This is a genomic window from Arenivirga flava (assembly GCF_030161575.1).
GTDB lineage: Bacteria > Actinomycetota > Actinomycetes > Actinomycetales > Microbacteriaceae > Arenivirga > Arenivirga flava.
In genome coordinates this window covers 2,332,200-2,350,031 of the sequence record NZ_BSUL01000001.1, presented here as the reverse complement: position 1 = coordinate 2,350,031, position 17,832 = coordinate 2,332,200, and the positions used below count along the sequence as shown (strand labels likewise).

Here is a 17,832-nt window from a genome sequence, read left to right as displayed (position 1 = left end):
AGCCGTGAGCACCGCCACCGGTCTGCAGAACCTCACCGGCGTCATCACCCTCAAGCTGCGCACGCCGTCCCGCCTGCGCAACCTCGAGCTGGGGCTGCTGCTGTTCGCGATCGCGATCAACGCCGGATCCTTCGTGCTCGTGCAGTTCGGCGTGCTCGGCCAGGTCGAGCCCGGCATGCTCACCGCGTCGTTCGCGCTCGCCGGCCTCGCCCTCGCGGTGCACGTCGCCCTGCGCATCAGCGCACCGGACGCGGACCCTCTGATCCTGCCGATCGCGACCGTCCTGAACGGCACCGGCCTGGCCATGATCTACCGCCTGGACCTGGCGAAGGGCTTCGAGGGATGGGGCGCGGCCAGCGTGCGCCAGATCGTCTGGACCACGCTCGCGATCCTCATCGCCACGGCCGTGCTGGTCGCGCTGCGCAACTACCGGGTGCTGCAGCGCTTCACCTACGTGGCCATGTTCAGCGCCATCGTGCTGCTGCTCCTGCCGCTCGTGCCGGGCCTCGCCCGCACCGACGACGTCGCCGCGAAGGTCTGGATCGACGTCGCCGGCTTCAGCTTCCAGCCCGGCGAGATCGCGAAGATCGCGCTCGGGGTCTTCTTCGCCGGCTACCTCGTGCAGCACCGCGACTCGCTCGCCGTCGGCGGGCGCAAGCTGCTCGGCATGCGGTTGCCGCGCGTGCGCGATCTCGGCCCCATCCTGCTCATCTGGGCGGCGGCGATGGGCGTGCTCGTCTTCCAGCGCGACCTCGGCACCTCGCTGCTCTACTTCGGCCTCTTCCTCGTCATGATCTACGTCGCGACCGGCCGGCTCAGCTGGGTGCTGCTCGGCCTCGGCCTGTTCCTCGGCGGCGCGATCATCGCCAGCCAGACGCTCGTCTACGTCAACTCCCGGTTCACCGTCTGGCTCGACGCCTTCAACCCGCAGTACGCGGACGGGGATGCGTACCAGCTGGTGCAGGGCATCTTCGGCATCGCGCAGGGCGGCATGGTCGGCACCGGCCTCGGCCAGGGACGGCCGAGCATCGTGCCGCTCGCCGAGAGCGACTTCATCATCGCGTCGCTCGGCGAGGAGCTCGGTCTCGCGGGTCTGTTCGCGCTGCTCGCCCTCTACCTGCTGCTGGTCTCGCGCGGCTTCCGCATCGGCTTCGCCGGCCGCGACGACTTCGGTCGCCTGCTCGCCGTCGGCCTCTCCTTCGTCGTGGCGCTGCAGGTCTTCATCGTCATCGGCGGCGTCACCCGCGTGATCCCGCTGACCGGCCTCACCACGCCGTTCCTCGCCGCCGGAGGCTCCTCGCTCATCGCGAACTGGATCATCGCGGCCATCCTGCTGCGCCTCTCCGACTCGGTGCGCAATCAGCCCCGATTGGTGGTGGGTCCGTGAACAAGGAGCTCCGCAGGGTCAGCGTGATCGTGCTGGCCATGTTCCTGGCCCTCTTCGGCTCGACGACGGTCATCAGCGCCATCGAGGCCGACAACCTGGCCGCCCAGTCGAACAACCGCCGCGTCGTCCTCGACAGCTACTCCGCGCAGCGCGGCGCGATCCTCGTCGAGGGCACGCCGATCGCCTACTCCGAGCCGAGCGACGACGTCTACCGCTTCCAGCGCATCTACTCCGAGGGCGAGAAGTACTCGGGCGTCACCGGCTACTTCACGCTCAACCAGGGCAGCACCGGCCTCGAGGGTTCCCTCAACCAGCAGCTCAGCGGCACCGCAAACTCCCAGTTCTTCGACCAGCTCAACGCCATCATCACCGGTCAGGAGCCGACCGGCGCGTCGATCGCCACGACGCTCGACGCCGAGGCCCAGCAGGCGGCGTGGGATGCGATGCAGGGCTACGAGGGCGCCGTCGTCGCGATCGAGCCGTCGACGGGACGGATCCTCGCGCTCGTCTCCACGCCGGGCTTCGACCCGAATCCGCTCGCCTCGCACATCACCTCGGAGGTCATCGAGCGGTACACGGCGCTCGACGAGGCCCGCCCCTCGCCGCTGCAGAACCGCGCCTACGGCGGCGGGCAGTACTCGCCGGGCTCGACCTTCAAGATCATCATGACCGCGGCCGCGCTCGAGAACGGCTACGCGCCCGACAGCCAGTTCGAGAATCCCGCCACGCTGACGCTTCCCGGCACGAACACGCAGATCAACAACCCCGTGGTCGGGCAGTGCAGCGGAGGGGGCGACACCGTCTCGATGGCGACCGCGCTGAACCTCTCCTGCAACATCCCGTACGCCGAGCTGGCGCAGGACCTCGGCGTCGATACGGTCGCCGACATGGCCGAGGCCTTCGGCTTCAACAGCAGCACGCAGATCCCGATGACCTCCACGCCGTCGCGCTACCCGCGCGACATCGACGAGGCGCAGCTCATGCTCACGGCGTTCGGCATGTCGAGCGTGCGCGTCAACGCGCTGCAGAACGCCATGGTGGTCGCCGCGGTGGCCAACGACGGCGTGCTCATGCAGCCCACGCTGGTCGACTCCGTCATCGCCGCCGACCTGTCGGTGCTCGACGAGTTCCAGGCCAGCGAGCTCGGCCGACCCATCACCTCCGCCACCGCCAGCACGCTGAACGACATGCTCGTCGACGGCGTCAGCAACGGGGCCGCCGGTGGTGCGAGAATCGACGGGGTCGCGGTGGGCGGCAAGACCGGAACCGGCGAGAACGGACCGGGCGAACCCTTCAATCTCTGGTTCTCGGGCTTCGCGCCTGCGGAAGACCCCCAAGTCGCCGTCTCGGTGATCGTCGGCGACGGCGGCGGCCGGGGACAGCAACTCAGCGGCAACGCGCTTGCCGCACCGATCGCACGTCAAGTCATGGAGGCGGTGCTCAACCAATGAGGCCAATGAGCGGACTCACGTTCGGTGGGCGGTACCAGTTGTCGTCCCGGATCGCCATCGGCGGCATGGGCGAGGTCTGGGAGGCGACCGATCTCGTGATCGGGCGCACCGTCGCGATCAAGATCCTCAAGGACGAGTACCTGGGCGACCCCGGGTTCCTCGAGCGCTTCCGCGCCGAGGCCCGCCACGCCGCCCTCGTCAACCACGAGGGCATCGCCAACGTCTACGACTACGGCGAGGAGGAGGGCAGCGCCTACCTGGTCATGGAGCTCGTGCCGGGCAAGGCGCTCTCCACTGTGCTCGAGAACGAGCGGATGCTGTCCACCGACCGCGTGCTCGACATCGTCGCGCAGACCGCGTCGGCCCTGCACGCCGCGCACCAGGCCGGCCTCGTGCACCGCGACATCAAGCCGGGCAACCTGCTGATCACCCCGGACGGCCGCGTCAAGATCACCGACTTCGGCATCGCGCGCATCGCCGACCAGGTGCCGTTGACCGCGACCGGTCAGGTCATGGGCACGGTGCAGTACCTCTCGCCGGAGCAGGCGAGCGGGCAGCCCGCCTCGCCGAGCACCGACATCTACTCGCTCGGCATCGTGGCCTACGAGGCCCTCGCCGGCCGCCGTCCCTTCACGGGCGAGTCGCAGGTCGCCATCGCGATGGCGCAGATCAACGAGACGCCGCCGGACCTGCCGGTCACCGTCTCCGAGCCCGTGCGGCACTTCGTCATCACGTCGATCTCGAAGAAGCCCGCGGAGCGTCCGCAGACCGCCCAGCACATGGCCCGCGCGGCCGAGGCGCTGCGCCGCGGCGACGTCGCCTCGGCGATCGCCGCCGTGCCCGGCGTCGCCGGCCCGGACGGAGCGCTCGAGGACACCTTCACGCAGGTGCTCGGCGCGACCGGGGCCGGCGCCGCGGCGGGCGCCGGAGCCGGTGACGCCGCCACCCAGCTGCTCTCGTCGACCGCGCCGCTGCCGCAGCAGGCCGGCGGGCCCGACGAGGAGCAGGACGAGGAGCGGAAGCAGCGCAGCCCGTGGTTCTGGCCGCTCATCATCGCCGTCATCGTGCTCGTCGGCGCGATCGCCGCGATCGTCATCGGCATGCTGACCAGCGGCGGCGGCGATGCCGAGCCTTCCTCCCCGCCGCCGTCGGCGACGCAGGAGGAGAGTCCCTCGACCTCCTCCACGCCATCGATCACCCCGAGCGCCACGCCGACCGAGGACCCGGCCGACGACACCTTCACGATCAACCGAGGGGACTACGAGGGCGAGCGCTTCGAGGACGTCGAGTCGGCGCTGAACGCGCTCGGCGCGGACTTCATCATCGACCGTGAGGAGTCCGGCACCGCCCCCACCCCGGAGCAGGTGGGCATCGTCTCCTCGATCAACCCCGCGGGCACCGTGCGGCGCGGCGCGACGATCACCGTACAGGTCTACGGCGAGTTCCCGACGCCGCCGGCACCGCGCGACCCGTCTGCGAGCCCGACCACCGTGGCACCGGGCGGCACGGTCACCTTCAGCTGGCCGCAGTACACCTCGTGCCCCGGTCAGAGCAGGCTCGACAACTACACCGTCTCGGTGCAGAACGGGCGCACGACGAACAACCTGAACACGATCGGCGCGAACCAGACCTCGGTGCAGATCGTCGCGGGCGACTCCGGCACGGTCTCGCTGAGCTACACGGCGACCTGCTCCGGTTCCACGTCCGAGGCCTCCTCGCAGGCCTCCGCCACGATCGCGTCGGCGGAGGGCGACGGCGACGAAGGCGAGACGCAACCGTGACCTCGCTGTGCCCCGTGCGCGGGGCACAGCGGATCCCGGCCGGTAGACTGAGCCGTCCCCGACCGACCACTGCAGGAGTACGAACGTGACCGACGGCATCCCCCTGCTCGCTGGTCGCTACGAGGTCGGGGAACTCGTCGGCCGAGGCGGCATGGCGGATGTGTACAAGGGCCGCGATGCGCGCCTGGGCCGCACCGTCGCCATCAAGCTGCTCAAGCCGTCGCTCGCGACGGATCCGACGTTCCGCGCCCGCTTCCGCAAGGAGGCGCAGGCCGCCGCGCGCATGGCGCACCCCACCATCGTGCGGGTCTTCGACGCCGGTGAGGACACGATCGAGGAGGACGGCGCCGAGCGCCAGCAGCCCTTCATCATCATGGAGTTCATCGACGGCACCGTGCTGCGCGACCTCCTCGAGGAGGGGCCGCTCGAGCCCGACGAGGCCGCCCGCATCGCCGGCAGCGTGCTGACCGCGCTCGAGTACTCCCATCGCGCCGGGGTCGTGCACCGCGACATCAAACCGGGCAACATCATGCTGGCCCGCAACGGCCAGGTGAAGGTCATGGACTTCGGCATCGCCCGCGCCGTCTCCGACACGGCCTCCACGGTCGCCCAGACCACGGCCGTGCTGGGCACCGCCAACTACTTCTCGCCCGAGCAGGCGCGCAACGAGGGCGTCGACGCCCGCACCGACCTCTACTCCACCGGCGTGGTCCTGTTCGAGATGCTCACCGGCCGCACGCCGTTCCGCGGCGACAGCGCCGTGGCCGTGGCCTACCAGCACGTGAGCGAGCAGGCCGTGGCCCCGAGCTCGCTGAACCCGGCCGTCAGCCCGGTGCTCGACTCGGTCGTCGATGCCGCCCTCGCGAAGGATCGGGCGGAGCGCTTCCAGAGCGCGTCGGACTTCCGCACCCAGCTGCAGCAGGCAGCCGCCGGCAAGATGCCGGTGCTGCCGAAGCGCGGCGAGCAGGACGGCATGTTCTCGGCGGCCGAGCGCGAGGATTCCGACGAGACCCTGCGCCGGCTGCAGGCCGGATCGGAGAGCGGACCCCGCACGCAGAGCCGGCCGCCCGCCGCCTGGATCTGGTCGGGCATCCTCGGCGTCGCCTTCGTGCTCGTGGCCGTCGTCATCTGGGTCGTCAACCTCGGTCCCGTCGCGATCGGCGGCGACCTCTCGGTGTCGGTGCCGGACGTCGTCGGCTTGAGCGAGGAGGACGCGCGCGCCCAGATCGAGGACGACCAGCTGGGTGTCGAGGTCTTCGAGGAGTACAACGCCGAGGTGCCGGCCGGCGACGTCATCAGCTCGACGCCGATCGCGGGTCGCAACGTGCCCCAGGACTACCTCGTGCGCATCACCGTCTCGATGGGCGTGCAGCAGGTCGAGGTGCCCGAGCTCGAAGGCCGCAGCGAGGAGTCGGCTCGCTCCGCGCTCGACGCCCTCGGTCTCGCCGTGGGCGAGACCTCCCAGCAGAACTCGGCCACGGTGCCCGCCGGACAGGTGATCAGCACGGATCCGATCCCCGGCACCAGTCTCGCGTCGGGCAGCTCCATCGACCTGCTGCTGTCGAGCGGCCTCGTCACCGTGCCGAACGTCGTCGGTCAGACCGTCGCGAACGCCGCCGCGCAGCTGCGCAGCGACGAGCTGCAGCTCTCGGTTCGCCCGATCGCCGACCCGAGCTGCGGCGGCAGCCTGGTCACCCAGCAGTCGCTCACGCCGGGCGACCACCCGCAGCGGTCGACCATCGAGATCACCTACTGCACGGGCTGACCCCGCGCGCGTCCGGGGAGCGGATGCGGTCGCGTCTCAGCCGAGCGTGACGAGCGGATGCAGTGCCGCAGCGCGCGCCGCCGCCCCCTCGAGGCCTGCCGCCTCGAGCCAGTTGCCGAGCATCCGGTAGCCGCCCTCGGTGAGCACCGACTCCGGGTGGAACTGCACGCCGAAGATCGGCGCCTGCTCGTGGCGCACCGCCATGATCACGCCGCCATCGGTGCGGGCGGTCACGATCAGCGCGGTCGGCACGGTGCTGTCGACGACGGCGAGCGAGTGGTACCGCGTGGCCCGGAACTGCTCCGGCACGCCGGCCCAGAACGCGCTGTCGTCGTGCTCGACCTGGCTGGTCTTGCCGTGCATCAGCTCCTCGGCGTGCGTCACCGTCGCGCCGAAGGCCTCCGCGATCGCCTGGTGCCCGAGGCAGACCCCGAGCAGCGGCTGGCCGGTACCGACGGCGATCCGCACGGCGGGGATGGACGAGCCGGCGTCGGCGGGCGCGCCGGGGCCGGGCGAGACGAGCACGGCGTCGTACTGCGCCATCCGCTCGGCCAGCTCGGCCTCGGGGATCGCATCGTTCCGCACGACCTCGGTCTCGGCGCCCAGCTGCTGCAGGTAGCCGTCGAGGGTGTAGACGAAGCTGTCGTAGTTGTCGATGACGAGGACCCGGGTCATTCCTCCACCGTCGCTTCCTGCACGTTGACGATCGTGTCGACCCAGGGGAAGACCCAGGTGACGAGGGCGTAGAGCACCGCCGCCGCGAGCAGCAGCAGGATGAGCACCCGCACCCACCAGGGGCCGGGCAAGACTCTCCAGAGCGCGCCGTACATCAGGCTCCCTGCTGGAAGAAGTGGGCGATCTCCGCCGGCGGACCCGCGGACTGCGGCTGCCAGGACTCCATCACGCCGTAGGCGATGATGCGCTCGGCGGTGGAGAAGAGCGGATTGCACGCGGTCAGGGTGATGACGCGGTCGCCGGGTGCGGCGTCCTCGACCTGCGGCACCGGGTCCAGCACGCCGACGCCGCTGGGCAGCACGTACTCGGTCGACCGGTAGCGGTAGGTGTACCAGCCGTCCTCGGTGCCGACGTAGATCGGATCCCCGACGACCAGCTGGTTGATCTGGTTGAACGAGCCGCCGTGGGTCTGGCGGTGCGCGGCGACCGCGAAGTTGCCGACCTCACCGGGCATCTGGGTGCCCTCGTAGTGGCCGACACCGAGCGCCGGGTCGTTGAGGATGTCCGCCATCGAGGTGCCCTCGGCGACCACGCGCTGCCAGTCCGCCCCGAAGCGAGGCACGTAGATGGTGGCGAACCCCTGACCGTGCTCGGCGACGGCCGAGACCACGGGCTCGCCGTGGTCGACCGGGTCGGCCTCGGGATTCGACGGCGGCGCCGCCTCGACGGGGCCCCACCCCTCGGTGAGCTCCTGCGCCGCCGTGGCCTGCTGGCCCCCGACGACGATGTCGTTCCACCACACCTGCCAACCGAGGAACAGCACCACGAGCAGTCCGGCCGTGATCAGCAGTTCGCCGAAGATCCCGATGATGCTGATCCGGCGACGCGGACGCGGCTTCCGGCGCGGTCGCAGGGCGTCGGAGGTCATGCGTCGAGTCTAGGCGCAGCGCCGCGCGGTGCGACCTGGGCGTCGCGCTAGACTTCGGGGCATGGCCCGCCAGAAGAAGAACGGCTCGTCCCCCGCGGAATCCGAGCTCGAGAACCGCGAGGACGCCCCGAACCCGGTCTGGTTCAAGCCGATCATGTTCGGCTTCATGATCGTGGGCTTCCTCTGGCTCATCACCTTCTACGTGAGCAACGGCGCCCTGCCGATCGCCGCCCTGGAGTCGTGGAACATCCTCATCGGCGCCGGCGTGCTCTTCATCGGCTTTCTGATGACCACGCGCTGGCGCTGACGACGCCTGTCCCGGCACCGGAGTTACATCCGTGTAGTTCTCCCCAGCTGTGCACAAGCTTGTGGATAACCCCGTGGAGAGTCCGGGGATAACCAGTGGAGAACGTCTTCGGAGCGAGCACCCGCGAACCGGGGCCGTCCGTCCCTCGAGCTCAGCGCGCGAGGACCGTGAGCACCGTCGTTGCCACGAGCAGCACCGCGATGCCCACGATGCCGGCGATCTGCAGACTGCGCTGTCGCCGCTCACGCGTCGCGAGCAGCACCGCCGCGACCGCCGCTCCCGCGAGCAGACCTCCCACGTGCGCCTCCCACGCGATGCCCGGGATGATGAACCCGATCGCGAGGTTGAGGCCCACCACGACCAGGATCTGCACGCTGTTGCCGCCCAGCCTGCGCTGCACCACGGCGAACGCGCCGAAGAGGCCGAACACCGCGCCTGAGGCACCGAGCACCCCGCCGGTGGGGTCGATCAGCAGCACCGCCACGGATCCGGCGAAACCGCTGATCAGGTACAGCGCCAGGAACCTCGCCTTGCCGAGCGACTGCTCGAGCATCCGTCCGAAGATCCACAGCGTGTACAGGTTGAACAGGATGTGCAGGAACTGCGTGTGCAGGAAGACCGAGGTCATCATGCGCCAGGGCTCGACACCCGTGGCCGCAGGGACGTAGACGAAGAGCTGGTACATCAGCCCGCCGCTGAAGATGCCCGTGGTGAGGAAGTTCACCCCGAAGACCACGGCGTTGACCGCCATGATCGCGTACGTCACCGGCGTCGCCGAACCGCGGCCGAAGCGCAGCGGGCGCCGCACCTTCGGGATCGCCTTGTTCGCCTCGCGGACGCACTCGGGGCACTGCACGCCGACGGCGGCCTGCACCTGGCACTCCGTGCACACCGTGCGTCCGCATCGCTGGCACAGGATGAAGCTGCGCCGGTCGGGGTGCCGGTAGCAGTAGTCGTTCGGGTTGCCGACCGGCTGGCTCATCTGCGGAGGTGGCGGGCGGGTCAGAGCTCGGTGACGGTGACCTTCTCGATGACCACGTCGTCGAGCGGACGGTCGCGGCCATCGGTGGGGACGACGCCGAGGGCGTCGACGACCCGCTTCGAGGCCTCGTCGGCGACGACGCCGAAGATGGTGTGCTTGCCCTGCAGCCACGGCGTCGGCGCCGTGGTGATGAAGAACTGCGAGCCGTTGGTGCCTCGGCCCGCGATCACTCCGGCGTTCGCCATGGCGAGCACGTAGGAGTCGTTGAAGTTGAGCTCGGGGTTGATCTCGTCGTCGAACTGGTAGCCGGGGCCGCCGATGCCCTGACCGAGCGGGTCGCCGCCCTGGATCATGAAGTTGGGGATGATGCGGTGGAAGACGACGCCGTCGTACAGCGGAGCGGACGACTTCGCGCCGGTGCCGGGGTGCGTCCACTCGATCGCGCCGGTCGCGAGACCGGTGAAGTTCGCGACGGTCTTCGGGGCGTGGTTGCCGAAGAGGTTGAGGGTGATGTCCCCGTGGTTCGTGTGCAGCGTGGCGACGGCGGTGTGCATGCGTCCATTCTTCCACAGCGGTTCGGCGCTCAGGTTGCGGGCGGAAGGCGTTCTCCTCGCTGTCAGGGAGTCCACAGGGCTTCATCCGTCCCGGGACCCCGCCGCGTGGAAGGATGGCGGAGATCCCGCGCCAACCACGGAGGTTCCCAATGGCCATCACCCGCAAGCGCGAGCGTCAGCTCAAGCGACTTCGCAAGTCCGCCAACAAGGTCATCGCCGAGCAGCGCGTCGTGCTCGACCACGCCAACGAGGTGGCTCGCGCGGCGCGCGGCCAGCTCGCGCAGCTCACGCGTGAGCAGGTCGGCCCGACCGTGCGCGACGTCGTCGACCACCGCGTGCGTCCCGCTGTCGCGAGCGGCATCGCGACGGCCGAGCACACCGTCAGCTCGGCGAAGAAGACCTACGACAAGAACATCGCCCCCGCCTTCGCCGGCGCCGTCGGCAGCGTCGTCGGCGCCCTCGAGCTGAAGAAGCACCCGCAGCTCGCGAAGGCGCTCTCGAAGGCCTCGGGCGGACGCATCAAGGCGCCCCGCACCGGTCCCGGCGTCGGCGGCTACCTGCTGATCGGCCTCGGTGTCGCCGCGGTCGCCACCGTCGCCTACGCCGCGTGGCAGACGCTGCGCGCCGACGACGACCTGTGGATCACCGACGACTCGGACGACCAGGACTGACCGGTCCGCTCGACCTCACGACGCCGCCGCGCCCTCGGGGCCGGCGGCGTCGTCGTTGCGGTACATCCCCGCCGGAACGAGGAAACGCGCCGCCCGGAGGCGACGCGTTCTTCCCGTTGGTGGAGACGAGGGGAATCGAACCCCTAACCCCCTGCTTGCAAAGCAGGTGCTCTGCCAATTGAGCTACGTCCCCGTGGTCCCGGAGGACCGGTCCCGAACGGATTCGGGATGGGGAATCCACTGGGATTCCAGTGGGGCTACCAGGACTTGAACCTGGGACCTCTTCGTTATCAGCGAAGCGCTCTAACCGCCTGAGCTATAGCCCCGTGAGGGCAGCGAGTTCGAGACTACCCTACGGAACCCGCCGGCCCAAATCCGCTGGTCAGTTGTTGGTGAAACCGACCAGCAGACCGCCCGTGATGCGCACGCTGAGGTTGTACATGAGGGCGACAACGGCGCCGAGCGCCGTGATCACGATCACGTCCAGCAGGGCGATCACGAGTGCGAAGGACATGACCTGGCCGAGGTTGAAGATCTCGAGCAGGTCGAAGCTGTCGCCGAGCACGTCCGAGGCGATGTCGTTGATGCTCGAGAAGGTGTTCGTCGCGATGAGCACCATCCAGCTGAGGAAGGTGGCCACGATCGTGATGACGCCGACGGCGACCGCGATGAGGAACGAGAGCTTCACCATCGACCAGAAGTCGATGTACACGAGCTTCAGTCGCACCTGCTTGCTCGGGGTGCCGTTCGGGGTCTTGCGGCGGAGCTTCTCGCCAACGCTACTCATTCGGGTCCTCCTGCTGCTGCTCGGCGGACTCCGCTGCGGAATCCTCGACCGCCGCCTCGATGGCGCGCTCGCTGTTGCGGGCGATCGCGATGATGCGATCCTGGGCCGCGAAGCGCGCGAAGACGACACCCATGGTGTCGCGTCCCTTCGCCGGGACCTCGGCCACGGATGAACGTACCACCTTGCCGCTGGCAAGGACCACGAGCACCTCGTCGTCATCGCCCACGATGATCGCTCCGACCAGGTCGCCGCGCTCCTCGGCCAGCTTCGCGACCTTGATGCCCAGGCCGCCGCGGCCCTGCACGCGGTACTCGCCCACACTCGTCCGCTTGGCGTAGCCGCCCTCGGTGACGACGAAGACGTAGCCCTCGTCGCTGACGACCGAGGCGCTGAGCAGGTCGTCGTCCTCGCGGAACTTCATGCCCGTCACGCCGGAGGTGCTGCGGCCCATCGGGCGCAGCGCGGTGTCGTTGGCCTCGAAGCGCAGCGACTGGCCCTTGCGCGAGACCAGCAGCACCTCGTCGTCGCCGTCGAGCAGCAGCGCGGAGACCAGCGAGTCGCCCTCGCGCAGGTTGATCGCGATGATGCCGCCGGTGCGGTTCGTGTCGTAGTCCGACAGCGCGCTCTTCTTGACGAGTCCGCCCTTGGTGGCGAGCACCAGGTACTCCGCGACCGCGTAATCGCGGATGTCGAGCACCTGCGTGATCTCCTCGTCGGGCTGCATCGCCAGCAGGTTCGCGACGTGCTGGCCCTTCGCATCGCGGCCGCCCTCCTGCAGCTCGTAGGTCTTCGCGCGGTACACGCGTCCCGCCGAGGTGAAGAACAGCAGCCAGTGGTGCGTCGTGGTGACGAGGAAGTGGTCGACGAGGTCGTCGGCGCGCAGCGTCGCGCCGCGCACGCCCTTGCCGCCGCGCCGCTGGGCGCGGTAGTTGTCGCTGCGGGTGCGCTTGACGTAGCCGTCGCGGGTGATGGTGACGACCATCTCCTCCTCGGGGATCAGATCCTCGATGCTGACGTCGCCGTCGAAGCCGAGCATGATCTCGGTGCGGCGGTCGTCGCCGAAGCGGCCGACGACCTCCGTCAGCTCCTCCGTCACGATGTCGCGCTGACGCTGCGGCGAGGCGATGATCGCCTTGTACTCGACGATCTGCGCCTCGATCTCGTCGTGCTCGTCGATGATCTTCTGGCGCTCCATCGCCGCGAGTCGGCGCAGCTGCAGGGCGAGGATGGCATCGGCCTGCAGGTCGTCGACGTCGAGCAGCGTCTTCAGGCCTTCGCGCGCCTCGTCGACGGTCGGAGAGCGGCGGATGAGGGCGATGACCTCGTCGAGCAGGTCGAGGGCCTTGAGGTAGCCGCGCAGGATGTGCGCGCGCTCCTCCGCCTTGCGCAGCCGGAACTCGGTGCGGCGGATGATGACCTCGATCTGATGCGCCACCCACGCCGTGATGAAGCCGTCGATCGAGAGCGTGCGCGGCACGCCGTCGACGATCGCGAGCATGTTCGCACCGAAGTTCTCCTGCAGCTGCGTGTGCTTGTAGAGGTTGTTCAGCACGACCTTGGCGACGGCATCGCGCTTGAGCACGATGACGAGGCGCTGGCCGGTGCGGCCGGAGGTCTCGTCGCGGATGTCCGCGATGCCGGCGACCTTGCCCTCCTTGACGAGGTCCGCGATCTTGATCGCCAGGTTGTCGGGGTTGACCTGGTACGGCAGCTCGGTGACCACGAGGCAGGTGCGGCCCTGCAGCTCCTCGACGTTCACCACCGCGCGCATCGTGATCGAGCCGCGTCCGGTGCGGTACGCGTCGTGGATGCCCTTCACGCCCAGGACCTGGGCGCCGGTCGGGAAGTCCGGCCCCTTGATCCGCAGGATCAGCGCTTCGAGCAGCTCCTCGCGCGTCGCCTCGGGGTTCGCGAGATGCCACAGCGCGCCATCGGCGACCTCGCGGAGGTTGTGCGGCGGGATGTTCGTGGCCATGCCGACCGCGATGCCGACGGATCCGTTGACCAGCAGGTTCGGGAAGCGGCTGGGCAGGATGCTCGGCTCGCGGGTGCGGCCGTCGTAGTTGTCCTGGAAGTCGACGGTGTCCTCGTCGATGTCGCGCACCATCTCCATGGCGAGCGGGGCCATCTTGGTCTCGGTGTACCGCGGCGCCGCAGCACCGTCGTTGCCCGGGGACCCGAAGTTGCCCTGGCCGGCGGCCAGCGGGTAGCGCATGCTCCACGGCTGCACGAGGCGCACGAGCGCGTCGTAGATCGCGCTGTCGCCGTGCGGGTGGAACTGCCCCATGACGTCGCCGACGACGCGCGAGCACTTGGAGAACGCCTTGTCGGGGCGGTAGCCGCCGTCGTACATCGCGTAGAGCACGCGGCGGTGCACCGGCTTGAGGCCGTCGCGCACCTCGGGCAGCGCGCGGCCCACGATCACGCTCATCGCGTAGTCGAGGTAGGAGCGCTGCATCTCCAGCTGCAGGTCGACCGCCTGGATGCGGTCGGCCGCGGTCACCGGCGCCTCATCGGGCTCGTAGCCCTCCGTGCCGATGGTGTCGTCGTCTGCCATGTCGTCTCTCTCGTGCTCGTGCGGGCTCCCTGCATCCGTCCTGTCGGACTAGATGTCGAGGAAGCGCACGTCCTTGGCGTTCTGCTGGATGAAGGAGCGGCGAGCCTCGACGTCCTCGCCCATGAGGGTCGCGAAGACGCCGTCGGCCACGGCGGCGTCCTCCAGGGTCACCTGCAGCAGCGTGCGGGTCTCCGGGTTCATCGTGGTCTCCCAGAGCTCCTGGTGGTTCATCTCGCCGAGACCCTTGTAGCGCTGCACGCCGTTGTCCTTCGGGATCCGCTTGCCGTTCGCCGCACCCTCCACGAGGAGGGCGTCGCGCTCGCGGTCGCTGTACACGTACTCGTGCTCGGCGTTGGACCACTTGAGACGGTAGAGCGGCGGCTGCGCGAGGTACACGTAGCCGAGCTCGATGAGCGGTCGCATGTAGCGGAAGATGAGCGTCAGCAGCAGCGTGGTGATGTGCTGGCCGTCGACGTCGGCGTCGGCCATGAGCACGATCTTGTGGTAACGCGCCTTGCCACCGTCGAACTCCTCGCCGATGCCCGTGCCGAAGGCCGTGATCATCGCCTGGATCTCGGCGTTGCCGAGCGCACGATCGAGGCGCGCCTTCTCGACGTTGAGGATCTTGCCGCGCAGCGGCAGGATCGCCTGTCGGTGCGGGTCGCGCCCCTGCACCGCGGAGCCGCCGGCCGAGTCGCCCTCGACGAGGAAGACCTCGCTCTCGGCCGGGTTGCGGCTCGAGCAGTCCTTGAGCTTGCCGGGCATGCCGCCGCCCTCGAGGAGGCCCTTGCGGCGGGTCTGCTCGCGCGCCTTGCGCGCCGCCATGCGCGCGGCCGACGCCTGGATGGCCTTGCGCACGATCTCGCGCGCCAGCTGCGGGTTGCGATCGAACCAGTCGCCGAGCTGCTCTCCGACGACCTTCTGCACGAAGCCCTTCGCCTCGGTGTTGCCCAGCTTGGTCTTGGTCTGGCCCTCGAACTGCGGCTCGCCGAGCTTGATGGAGATCGCGGCCGTGAGCCCCTCGCGGATGTCGTCGCCGGTGAGGTTCTCGTCCTTCTCCTTGAGCTGGTTGCTCGAGCGGGCGTAGCGGTTCACGAGGGTGGTCAGCGCGGCGCGGAAACCCTCCTCGTGGGTGCCGCCCTCGTGGGTGTTGATCGTGTTCGCGTAAGTGTGCACGCTCTCCGAGTACGCGGTCGTCCACTGCATCGCGACCTCGAGGGCGATCCGCTTCTCGGTGTTCTCCGACTCGAAGGCGATGATCTCGGGGTGCACCACATCGGCCTTCTTCGTGGAGTTGAGGTACTCCACGTAGTCGACCAGGCCGCGCTCGTACATGAAGGAGTCGGAGCGCTGCTCCTCCTCCGGCGCTTCGGGATCGATCCGCTCGTCGCGCAGCGAGATGCGCAGTCCCTTGTTCAGGAAGGCCTGCTGCTGGAAGCGCGTGCGCAGGGTCTCGTAGTCGAACTCGATCGTCTCGAAGATGTCGGCGCTCGGCCAGAAGGTGAGGGTGGTGCCGGTGTCGTCGACGTCGGCGCCCTTGGTCAGCGGGCCCTCGGGCACACCGATCGCGAACCCCTGGTGCCACGCCGATCCCTGTCGGTGCACCTCGACCTCGAGACGGGACGAGAGCGCGTTGACCACCGAGGATCCGACGCCGTGCAGGCCGCCGGAGACCGCGTAGCCGCCGCCGCCGAACTTGCCGCCGGCGTGCAGCACGGTGAGCACCACCTCGACGGTCGACTTGGTCGGGTCGGAGGAGTGCGGGTCGACGGGGATGCCGCGTCCGTTGTCGACGACGCGCACCGCGCCGTCCGCCAGGATCGTCACGGTGATGGTGTCGCAGTAGCCGGCCAGCGCCTCGTCGACCGAGTTGTCGACGATCTCGTAGACGAGGTGGTGCAGGCCGCGCGGACCGGTCGAGCCGATGTACATGCCGGGGCGTTTGCGGACGGCCTCGAGGCCCTCGAGGATCTGGATCTGGTCGGCGCCGTAGTCGCCGCCGTTCACCGCGTCGTCGCCGGACTGCGGGGCGGTCGTGTTCTCTGACATGTGTGCTGAGGCTCCTGCCACGGTCGATCGAGCGCCGTCCGCAGCCGGTATCGAGCGGATGCGCACAACCCTCTCATTCTACCTGCGCGGACCCGTCGTCGCGGCCCGCTACGCCGTTCTGCGGGGATTTGCCTGCGGGGGTGACCCGATTTGCACCCTCAGCCGTAGGTATCGCGTGGGCCCCGCCCTGGAACCGACTTGGGGCCGCGTTTCCACGATGGGACGTCCGGTCCCAGGAAGCGCACGTTCCGGATCCCCGCATCCGGATACCGGTCGGCGATCGCCGCGAGGATCCGCACGCGCATCGTCTTGAGCTGCGTGGCCCAGGCCGTCGAGTCGCACTGCACGACGAGCAGGCCGTCCTCCATCGACACAGGCTCGGAGTGCTTCGCGGTGTCCTCGCCCGCGAGATCCGACCACGACAGGAGCAGGTCGCCCTTCGCCAACTGGGTCTCCCATCCGAGCTGCGCGGTGAGCCCGCCGATCACGTCCCCGAGTCCGCGGGGATCGCGACCGGCGCCGAAGGGCACGCTCTCGGCGCCGGTGGCCGCCTCGCGGCGGCGGCGGGCGTCCCGACCGAGCGTCGACGGATCCCCGAGCACCTTCCGCAGGCGGAGGTAGACGCGGCGGGCCTCTCCATCCGGCTCGTCGAGCGGGTCGATCGAGCGGGGAGCGCCGTTCACGACGACTCCTCCACACCCTCGGACGCCTCGTCGAGCACGGCTCCGGCCTCGATGCGCACGCGGTGGCCGAGCAGCGACTCGGGCACGTCGCCCTCGACGGCCGCCGTGATGAGGACCTGCTCGTAACCCTCGATGGCGGTTGCGAGGCGTCGGCGTCGGCGCTCGTCGAGCTCGGCGAAGACGTCATCGAGGATGACGATCGGATCCCCGCCGTTGGATTCGCGGCGCAGCACCTCGGCGGCGGCGAGCCGCAGCGCGAGGGCGTAGGACCACGACTCGCCGTGGCTGGCGGTACTGCGTGCAGGCAGCTCGTTGAGCTCGAGCACGAGGTCGTCGCGATGCGGGCCGACCAGGCTCACGCCGCGGTCGAGCTCGGCACGGCGGCGTTCCGCGATCGCTCGACCGTACGCCTCGCGCACCTCCGCCGGGTTCGGCTCCTCGGCGAACGGACTGGCCGCCGCGTCCGCGTCCGGATCCGCGCCCAGCACGCTCAGCGACTCGCCCAGGCGCACCGGCTGACCGGCACCGGCGATGCCCTCGTACGCGGCGACCAGCTCGGGTTCGAGGGCCCGGACCAGCCGATGCCGGGCCAGCACGATCTCGGTGCCCAGGGCGATCATCCGCTCGTCCCACACCTCGAGGGTGCTCAGCGAGCGCTCGACGGCACCGGAGGAGCGCGCCGTCTTGAGCAGCGTGTTGCGCTGCCGGAGCACCCGCTCGTAGTCGGTGATGACCCCGGCCAGACGGGGCGTCCGCTGGATGAGCAGCTCGTCGAGGAAGCGCCGGCGCCCGCCGGGCTCGCCCCGCACGATGGCCAGGTCCTCCGGCGCGAAGAGCACCGTGGTCAGGTAGCGGGCGATCTCGCGGGGGCGCACCGGCGAGCGGTTGAGCTGGGCCCGGTTCGCGCCGACGCGGTTGAGCTGCAGCTCGGCGGTGACCTCGCGACCTTCGTGCTCCAAGCGGGCCCGGACGATCGCCGCGTCGGCGCCGTGCCGCACGAGCGCCTGGTCGCTAGAGACCCGGTGGGATCCGAGCGTCGCCAGGTAGCCGACGGCCTCGACGAGATTGGTCTTGCCCTGGCCGTTGCGGCCGACGACCACGTTGGAGCCGGCCGCGAAGCCGACCTCGGCCGTGCGGTAGTTGCGGAAGTCGAGCAGCGAGAGATGGCTGAGGATCATCGGGCCGCTCCTTCCTGCAGAACTGACGATGCCGGTGCGGACCCGGCGCAGCCGAGCCCGCACCGGCGGGGTGTCGA

Annotated in this window: 16 protein-coding genes and 2 tRNA genes; 6 read left to right on the top strand and 12 right to left on the bottom strand. The window is 69.7% G+C overall.

From position 1 onward, the window contains the following. Nucleotides 1-4: 4 nt before the first annotated feature. From QQK26_RS11320 to pknB, 4 genes are all read left to right on the top strand, one after another. On the top strand, nt 5-1,387 hold the full coding sequence (locus tag QQK26_RS11320; protein ID WP_284234570.1) for an FtsW/RodA/SpoVE family cell cycle protein: 1,383 nt from the start codon (nt 5-7) through the stop codon (nt 1,385-1,387). Further along, nucleotides 1,384-2,838, top strand: a complete 1,455-nt coding sequence (locus QQK26_RS11315) for a peptidoglycan D,D-transpeptidase FtsI family protein (protein WP_284232775.1) — start codon at nt 1,384-1,386, stop codon at nt 2,836-2,838. Before QQK26_RS11320 ends, QQK26_RS11315 begins: the two co-directional genes overlap by 4 nt. Beyond that, nucleotides 2,835-4,619 (top strand): protein kinase domain-containing protein, encoded by a 1,785-nt coding sequence (locus tag QQK26_RS11310; RefSeq protein ID WP_284232772.1) that lies wholly within the window; start codon nt 2,835-2,837, stop codon nt 4,617-4,619. Before QQK26_RS11315 ends, QQK26_RS11310 begins: the two co-directional genes overlap by 4 nt. Nucleotides 4,620-4,704: 85 nt before the next feature. Further along, nucleotides 4,705-6,384: a Stk1 family PASTA domain-containing Ser/Thr kinase gene (gene pknB / locus QQK26_RS11305; protein ID WP_284232769.1), complete on the top strand. Its 1,680-nt coding sequence runs from the start codon at nt 4,705-4,707 to the stop codon at nt 6,382-6,384. Nucleotides 6,385-6,420: 36 nt separating this feature from the next. On the opposite strand, the gene QQK26_RS11300 is transcribed toward pknB, so the two are convergent. Genes QQK26_RS11300 through QQK26_RS11290 form a run of 3 tightly spaced genes read right to left on the bottom strand, consistent with a single transcriptional unit; the run spans nt 6,421 to nt 7,987 of the window. Beyond that, nucleotides 6,421-7,059 carry an anthranilate synthase component II gene (locus QQK26_RS11300; protein ID WP_284232767.1) on the bottom strand — a complete coding sequence of 213 codons (639 nt, stop codon included), beginning with the start codon at nt 7,057-7,059 and terminating at the stop codon, nt 6,421-6,423. Continuing rightward, complete coding sequence (locus QQK26_RS11295; protein ID WP_284235394.1) at nt 7,056-7,190, bottom strand: hypothetical protein; 135 nt, start codon at nt 7,188-7,190, stop codon at nt 7,056-7,058. Before QQK26_RS11295 ends, QQK26_RS11300 begins: the two co-directional genes overlap by 4 nt. A gap of 23 nt (nt 7,191-7,213) precedes the next feature. After that, nucleotides 7,214-7,987 (bottom strand): class E sortase, encoded by a 774-nt coding sequence (locus tag QQK26_RS11290; RefSeq protein ID WP_284232766.1) that lies wholly within the window; start codon nt 7,985-7,987, stop codon nt 7,214-7,216. 61 nt (nt 7,988-8,048) lie between these two features. On the opposite strand from QQK26_RS11290, the gene QQK26_RS11285 reads away from it, so the two are divergent. Next, entirely contained in the window at nt 8,049-8,294 is a 246-nt protein-coding gene (locus QQK26_RS11285; protein ID WP_284232764.1) for a cell division protein CrgA, read from the top strand. A 151-nt stretch (nt 8,295-8,445) separates the two neighbouring features. Here the strand turns inward: QQK26_RS11285 and QQK26_RS11280 are convergent, their stop codons facing one another. Then, nucleotides 8,446-9,276 (bottom strand): rhomboid family intramembrane serine protease, encoded by an 831-nt coding sequence (locus QQK26_RS11280; RefSeq protein WP_284232762.1) that lies wholly within the window; start codon nt 9,274-9,276, stop codon nt 8,446-8,448. Between the two features lie 20 nt (nt 9,277-9,296). Next, nucleotides 9,297-9,830, bottom strand: coding sequence for a peptidylprolyl isomerase (locus QQK26_RS11275; protein WP_284232760.1), 534 nt, complete (start codon nt 9,828-9,830; stop codon nt 9,297-9,299). A gap of 149 nt (nt 9,831-9,979) precedes the next feature. Here QQK26_RS11275 and QQK26_RS11270 point away from each other — a divergent pair, with 149 nt between their 5' ends. Beyond that, on the top strand, nt 9,980-10,501 hold the full coding sequence (locus QQK26_RS11270; RefSeq protein ID WP_284232757.1) for a DNA helicase: 522 nt from the start codon (nt 9,980-9,982) through the stop codon (nt 10,499-10,501). Nucleotides 10,502-10,618: 117 nt separating this feature from the next. Here QQK26_RS11270 and QQK26_RS11265 read toward each other — a convergent pair. The 7 genes from QQK26_RS11265 to recF all read right to left on the bottom strand — a co-directional run bounded on the left by QQK26_RS11265 (nt 10,619) and on the right by recF (nt 17,755). Then, nucleotides 10,619-10,694: transfer RNA gene (locus QQK26_RS11265), tRNA-Ala, on the bottom strand. A gap of 59 nt (nt 10,695-10,753) precedes the next feature. Further along, nucleotides 10,754-10,827: transfer RNA gene (locus tag QQK26_RS11260), tRNA-Ile, on the bottom strand. A 56-nt stretch (nt 10,828-10,883) separates the two neighbouring features. Beyond that, on the bottom strand, nt 10,884-11,288 hold the full coding sequence (locus QQK26_RS11255; protein WP_284232756.1) for a DUF3566 domain-containing protein: 405 nt from the start codon (nt 11,286-11,288) through the stop codon (nt 10,884-10,886). Beyond that, nucleotides 11,281-13,845, bottom strand: a complete 2,565-nt coding sequence (gyrA, locus tag QQK26_RS11250; RefSeq protein ID WP_284232754.1) for a DNA gyrase subunit A — start codon at nt 13,843-13,845, stop codon at nt 11,281-11,283. Before gyrA ends, QQK26_RS11255 begins: the two co-directional genes overlap by 8 nt. Nucleotides 13,846-13,893: 48 nt before the next feature. Next, a complete protein-coding gene (gene gyrB, locus QQK26_RS11245) occupies nt 13,894-15,894 on the bottom strand; it encodes a DNA topoisomerase (ATP-hydrolyzing) subunit B (RefSeq protein WP_284232752.1) in 2,001 nt (666 codons plus the stop codon). Between the two features lie 158 nt (nt 15,895-16,052). Beyond that, nucleotides 16,053-16,577: a DciA family protein gene (locus QQK26_RS11240; protein ID WP_284232750.1), complete on the bottom strand. Its 525-nt coding sequence runs from the start codon at nt 16,575-16,577 to the stop codon at nt 16,053-16,055. Then, nucleotides 16,574-17,755: a DNA replication/repair protein RecF gene (gene recF, locus QQK26_RS11235; protein WP_284232749.1), complete on the bottom strand. Its 1,182-nt coding sequence runs from the start codon at nt 17,753-17,755 to the stop codon at nt 16,574-16,576. Before recF ends, QQK26_RS11240 begins: the two co-directional genes overlap by 4 nt. Nucleotides 17,756-17,832: the final 77 nt, after the last annotated feature.

Bases quoted from the DNA above. Each gene is read 5' to 3' on its own strand.
- gyrB (WP_284232752.1), bottom strand. From the start codon at position 15,894: ATGTCAGAGAACACGACCGCCCCGCAGTCCGGCGACGACGCGGTGAAC.
- QQK26_RS11270 (WP_284232757.1), top strand. From the start codon at position 9,980: ATGGCCATCACCCGCAAGCGCGAGCGTCAGCTCAAGCGACTTCGCAAG.
- QQK26_RS11310 (WP_284232772.1), top strand. From the start codon at position 2,835: ATGAGGCCAATGAGCGGACTCACGTTCGGTGGGCGGTACCAGTTGTCG.
- gyrA (WP_284232754.1), bottom strand. From the start codon at position 13,845: ATGGCAGACGACGACACCATCGGCACGGAGGGCTACGAGCCCGATGAG.
- QQK26_RS11300 (WP_284232767.1), bottom strand. From the start codon at position 7,059: ATGACCCGGGTCCTCGTCATCGACAACTACGACAGCTTCGTCTACACC.
- QQK26_RS11290 (WP_284232766.1), bottom strand. From the start codon at position 7,987: ATGACCTCCGACGCCCTGCGACCGCGCCGGAAGCCGCGTCCGCGTCGC.
- QQK26_RS11285 (WP_284232764.1), top strand. From the start codon at position 8,049: ATGGCCCGCCAGAAGAAGAACGGCTCGTCCCCCGCGGAATCCGAGCTC.
- QQK26_RS11255 (WP_284232756.1), bottom strand. From the start codon at position 11,288: ATGAGTAGCGTTGGCGAGAAGCTCCGCCGCAAGACCCCGAACGGCACC.
- QQK26_RS11275 (WP_284232760.1), bottom strand. From the start codon at position 9,830: ATGCACACCGCCGTCGCCACGCTGCACACGAACCACGGGGACATCACC.
- QQK26_RS11280 (WP_284232762.1), bottom strand. From the start codon at position 9,276: ATGAGCCAGCCGGTCGGCAACCCGAACGACTACTGCTACCGGCACCCC.
- recF (WP_284232749.1), bottom strand. From the start codon at position 17,755: ATGATCCTCAGCCATCTCTCGCTGCTCGACTTCCGCAACTACCGCACG.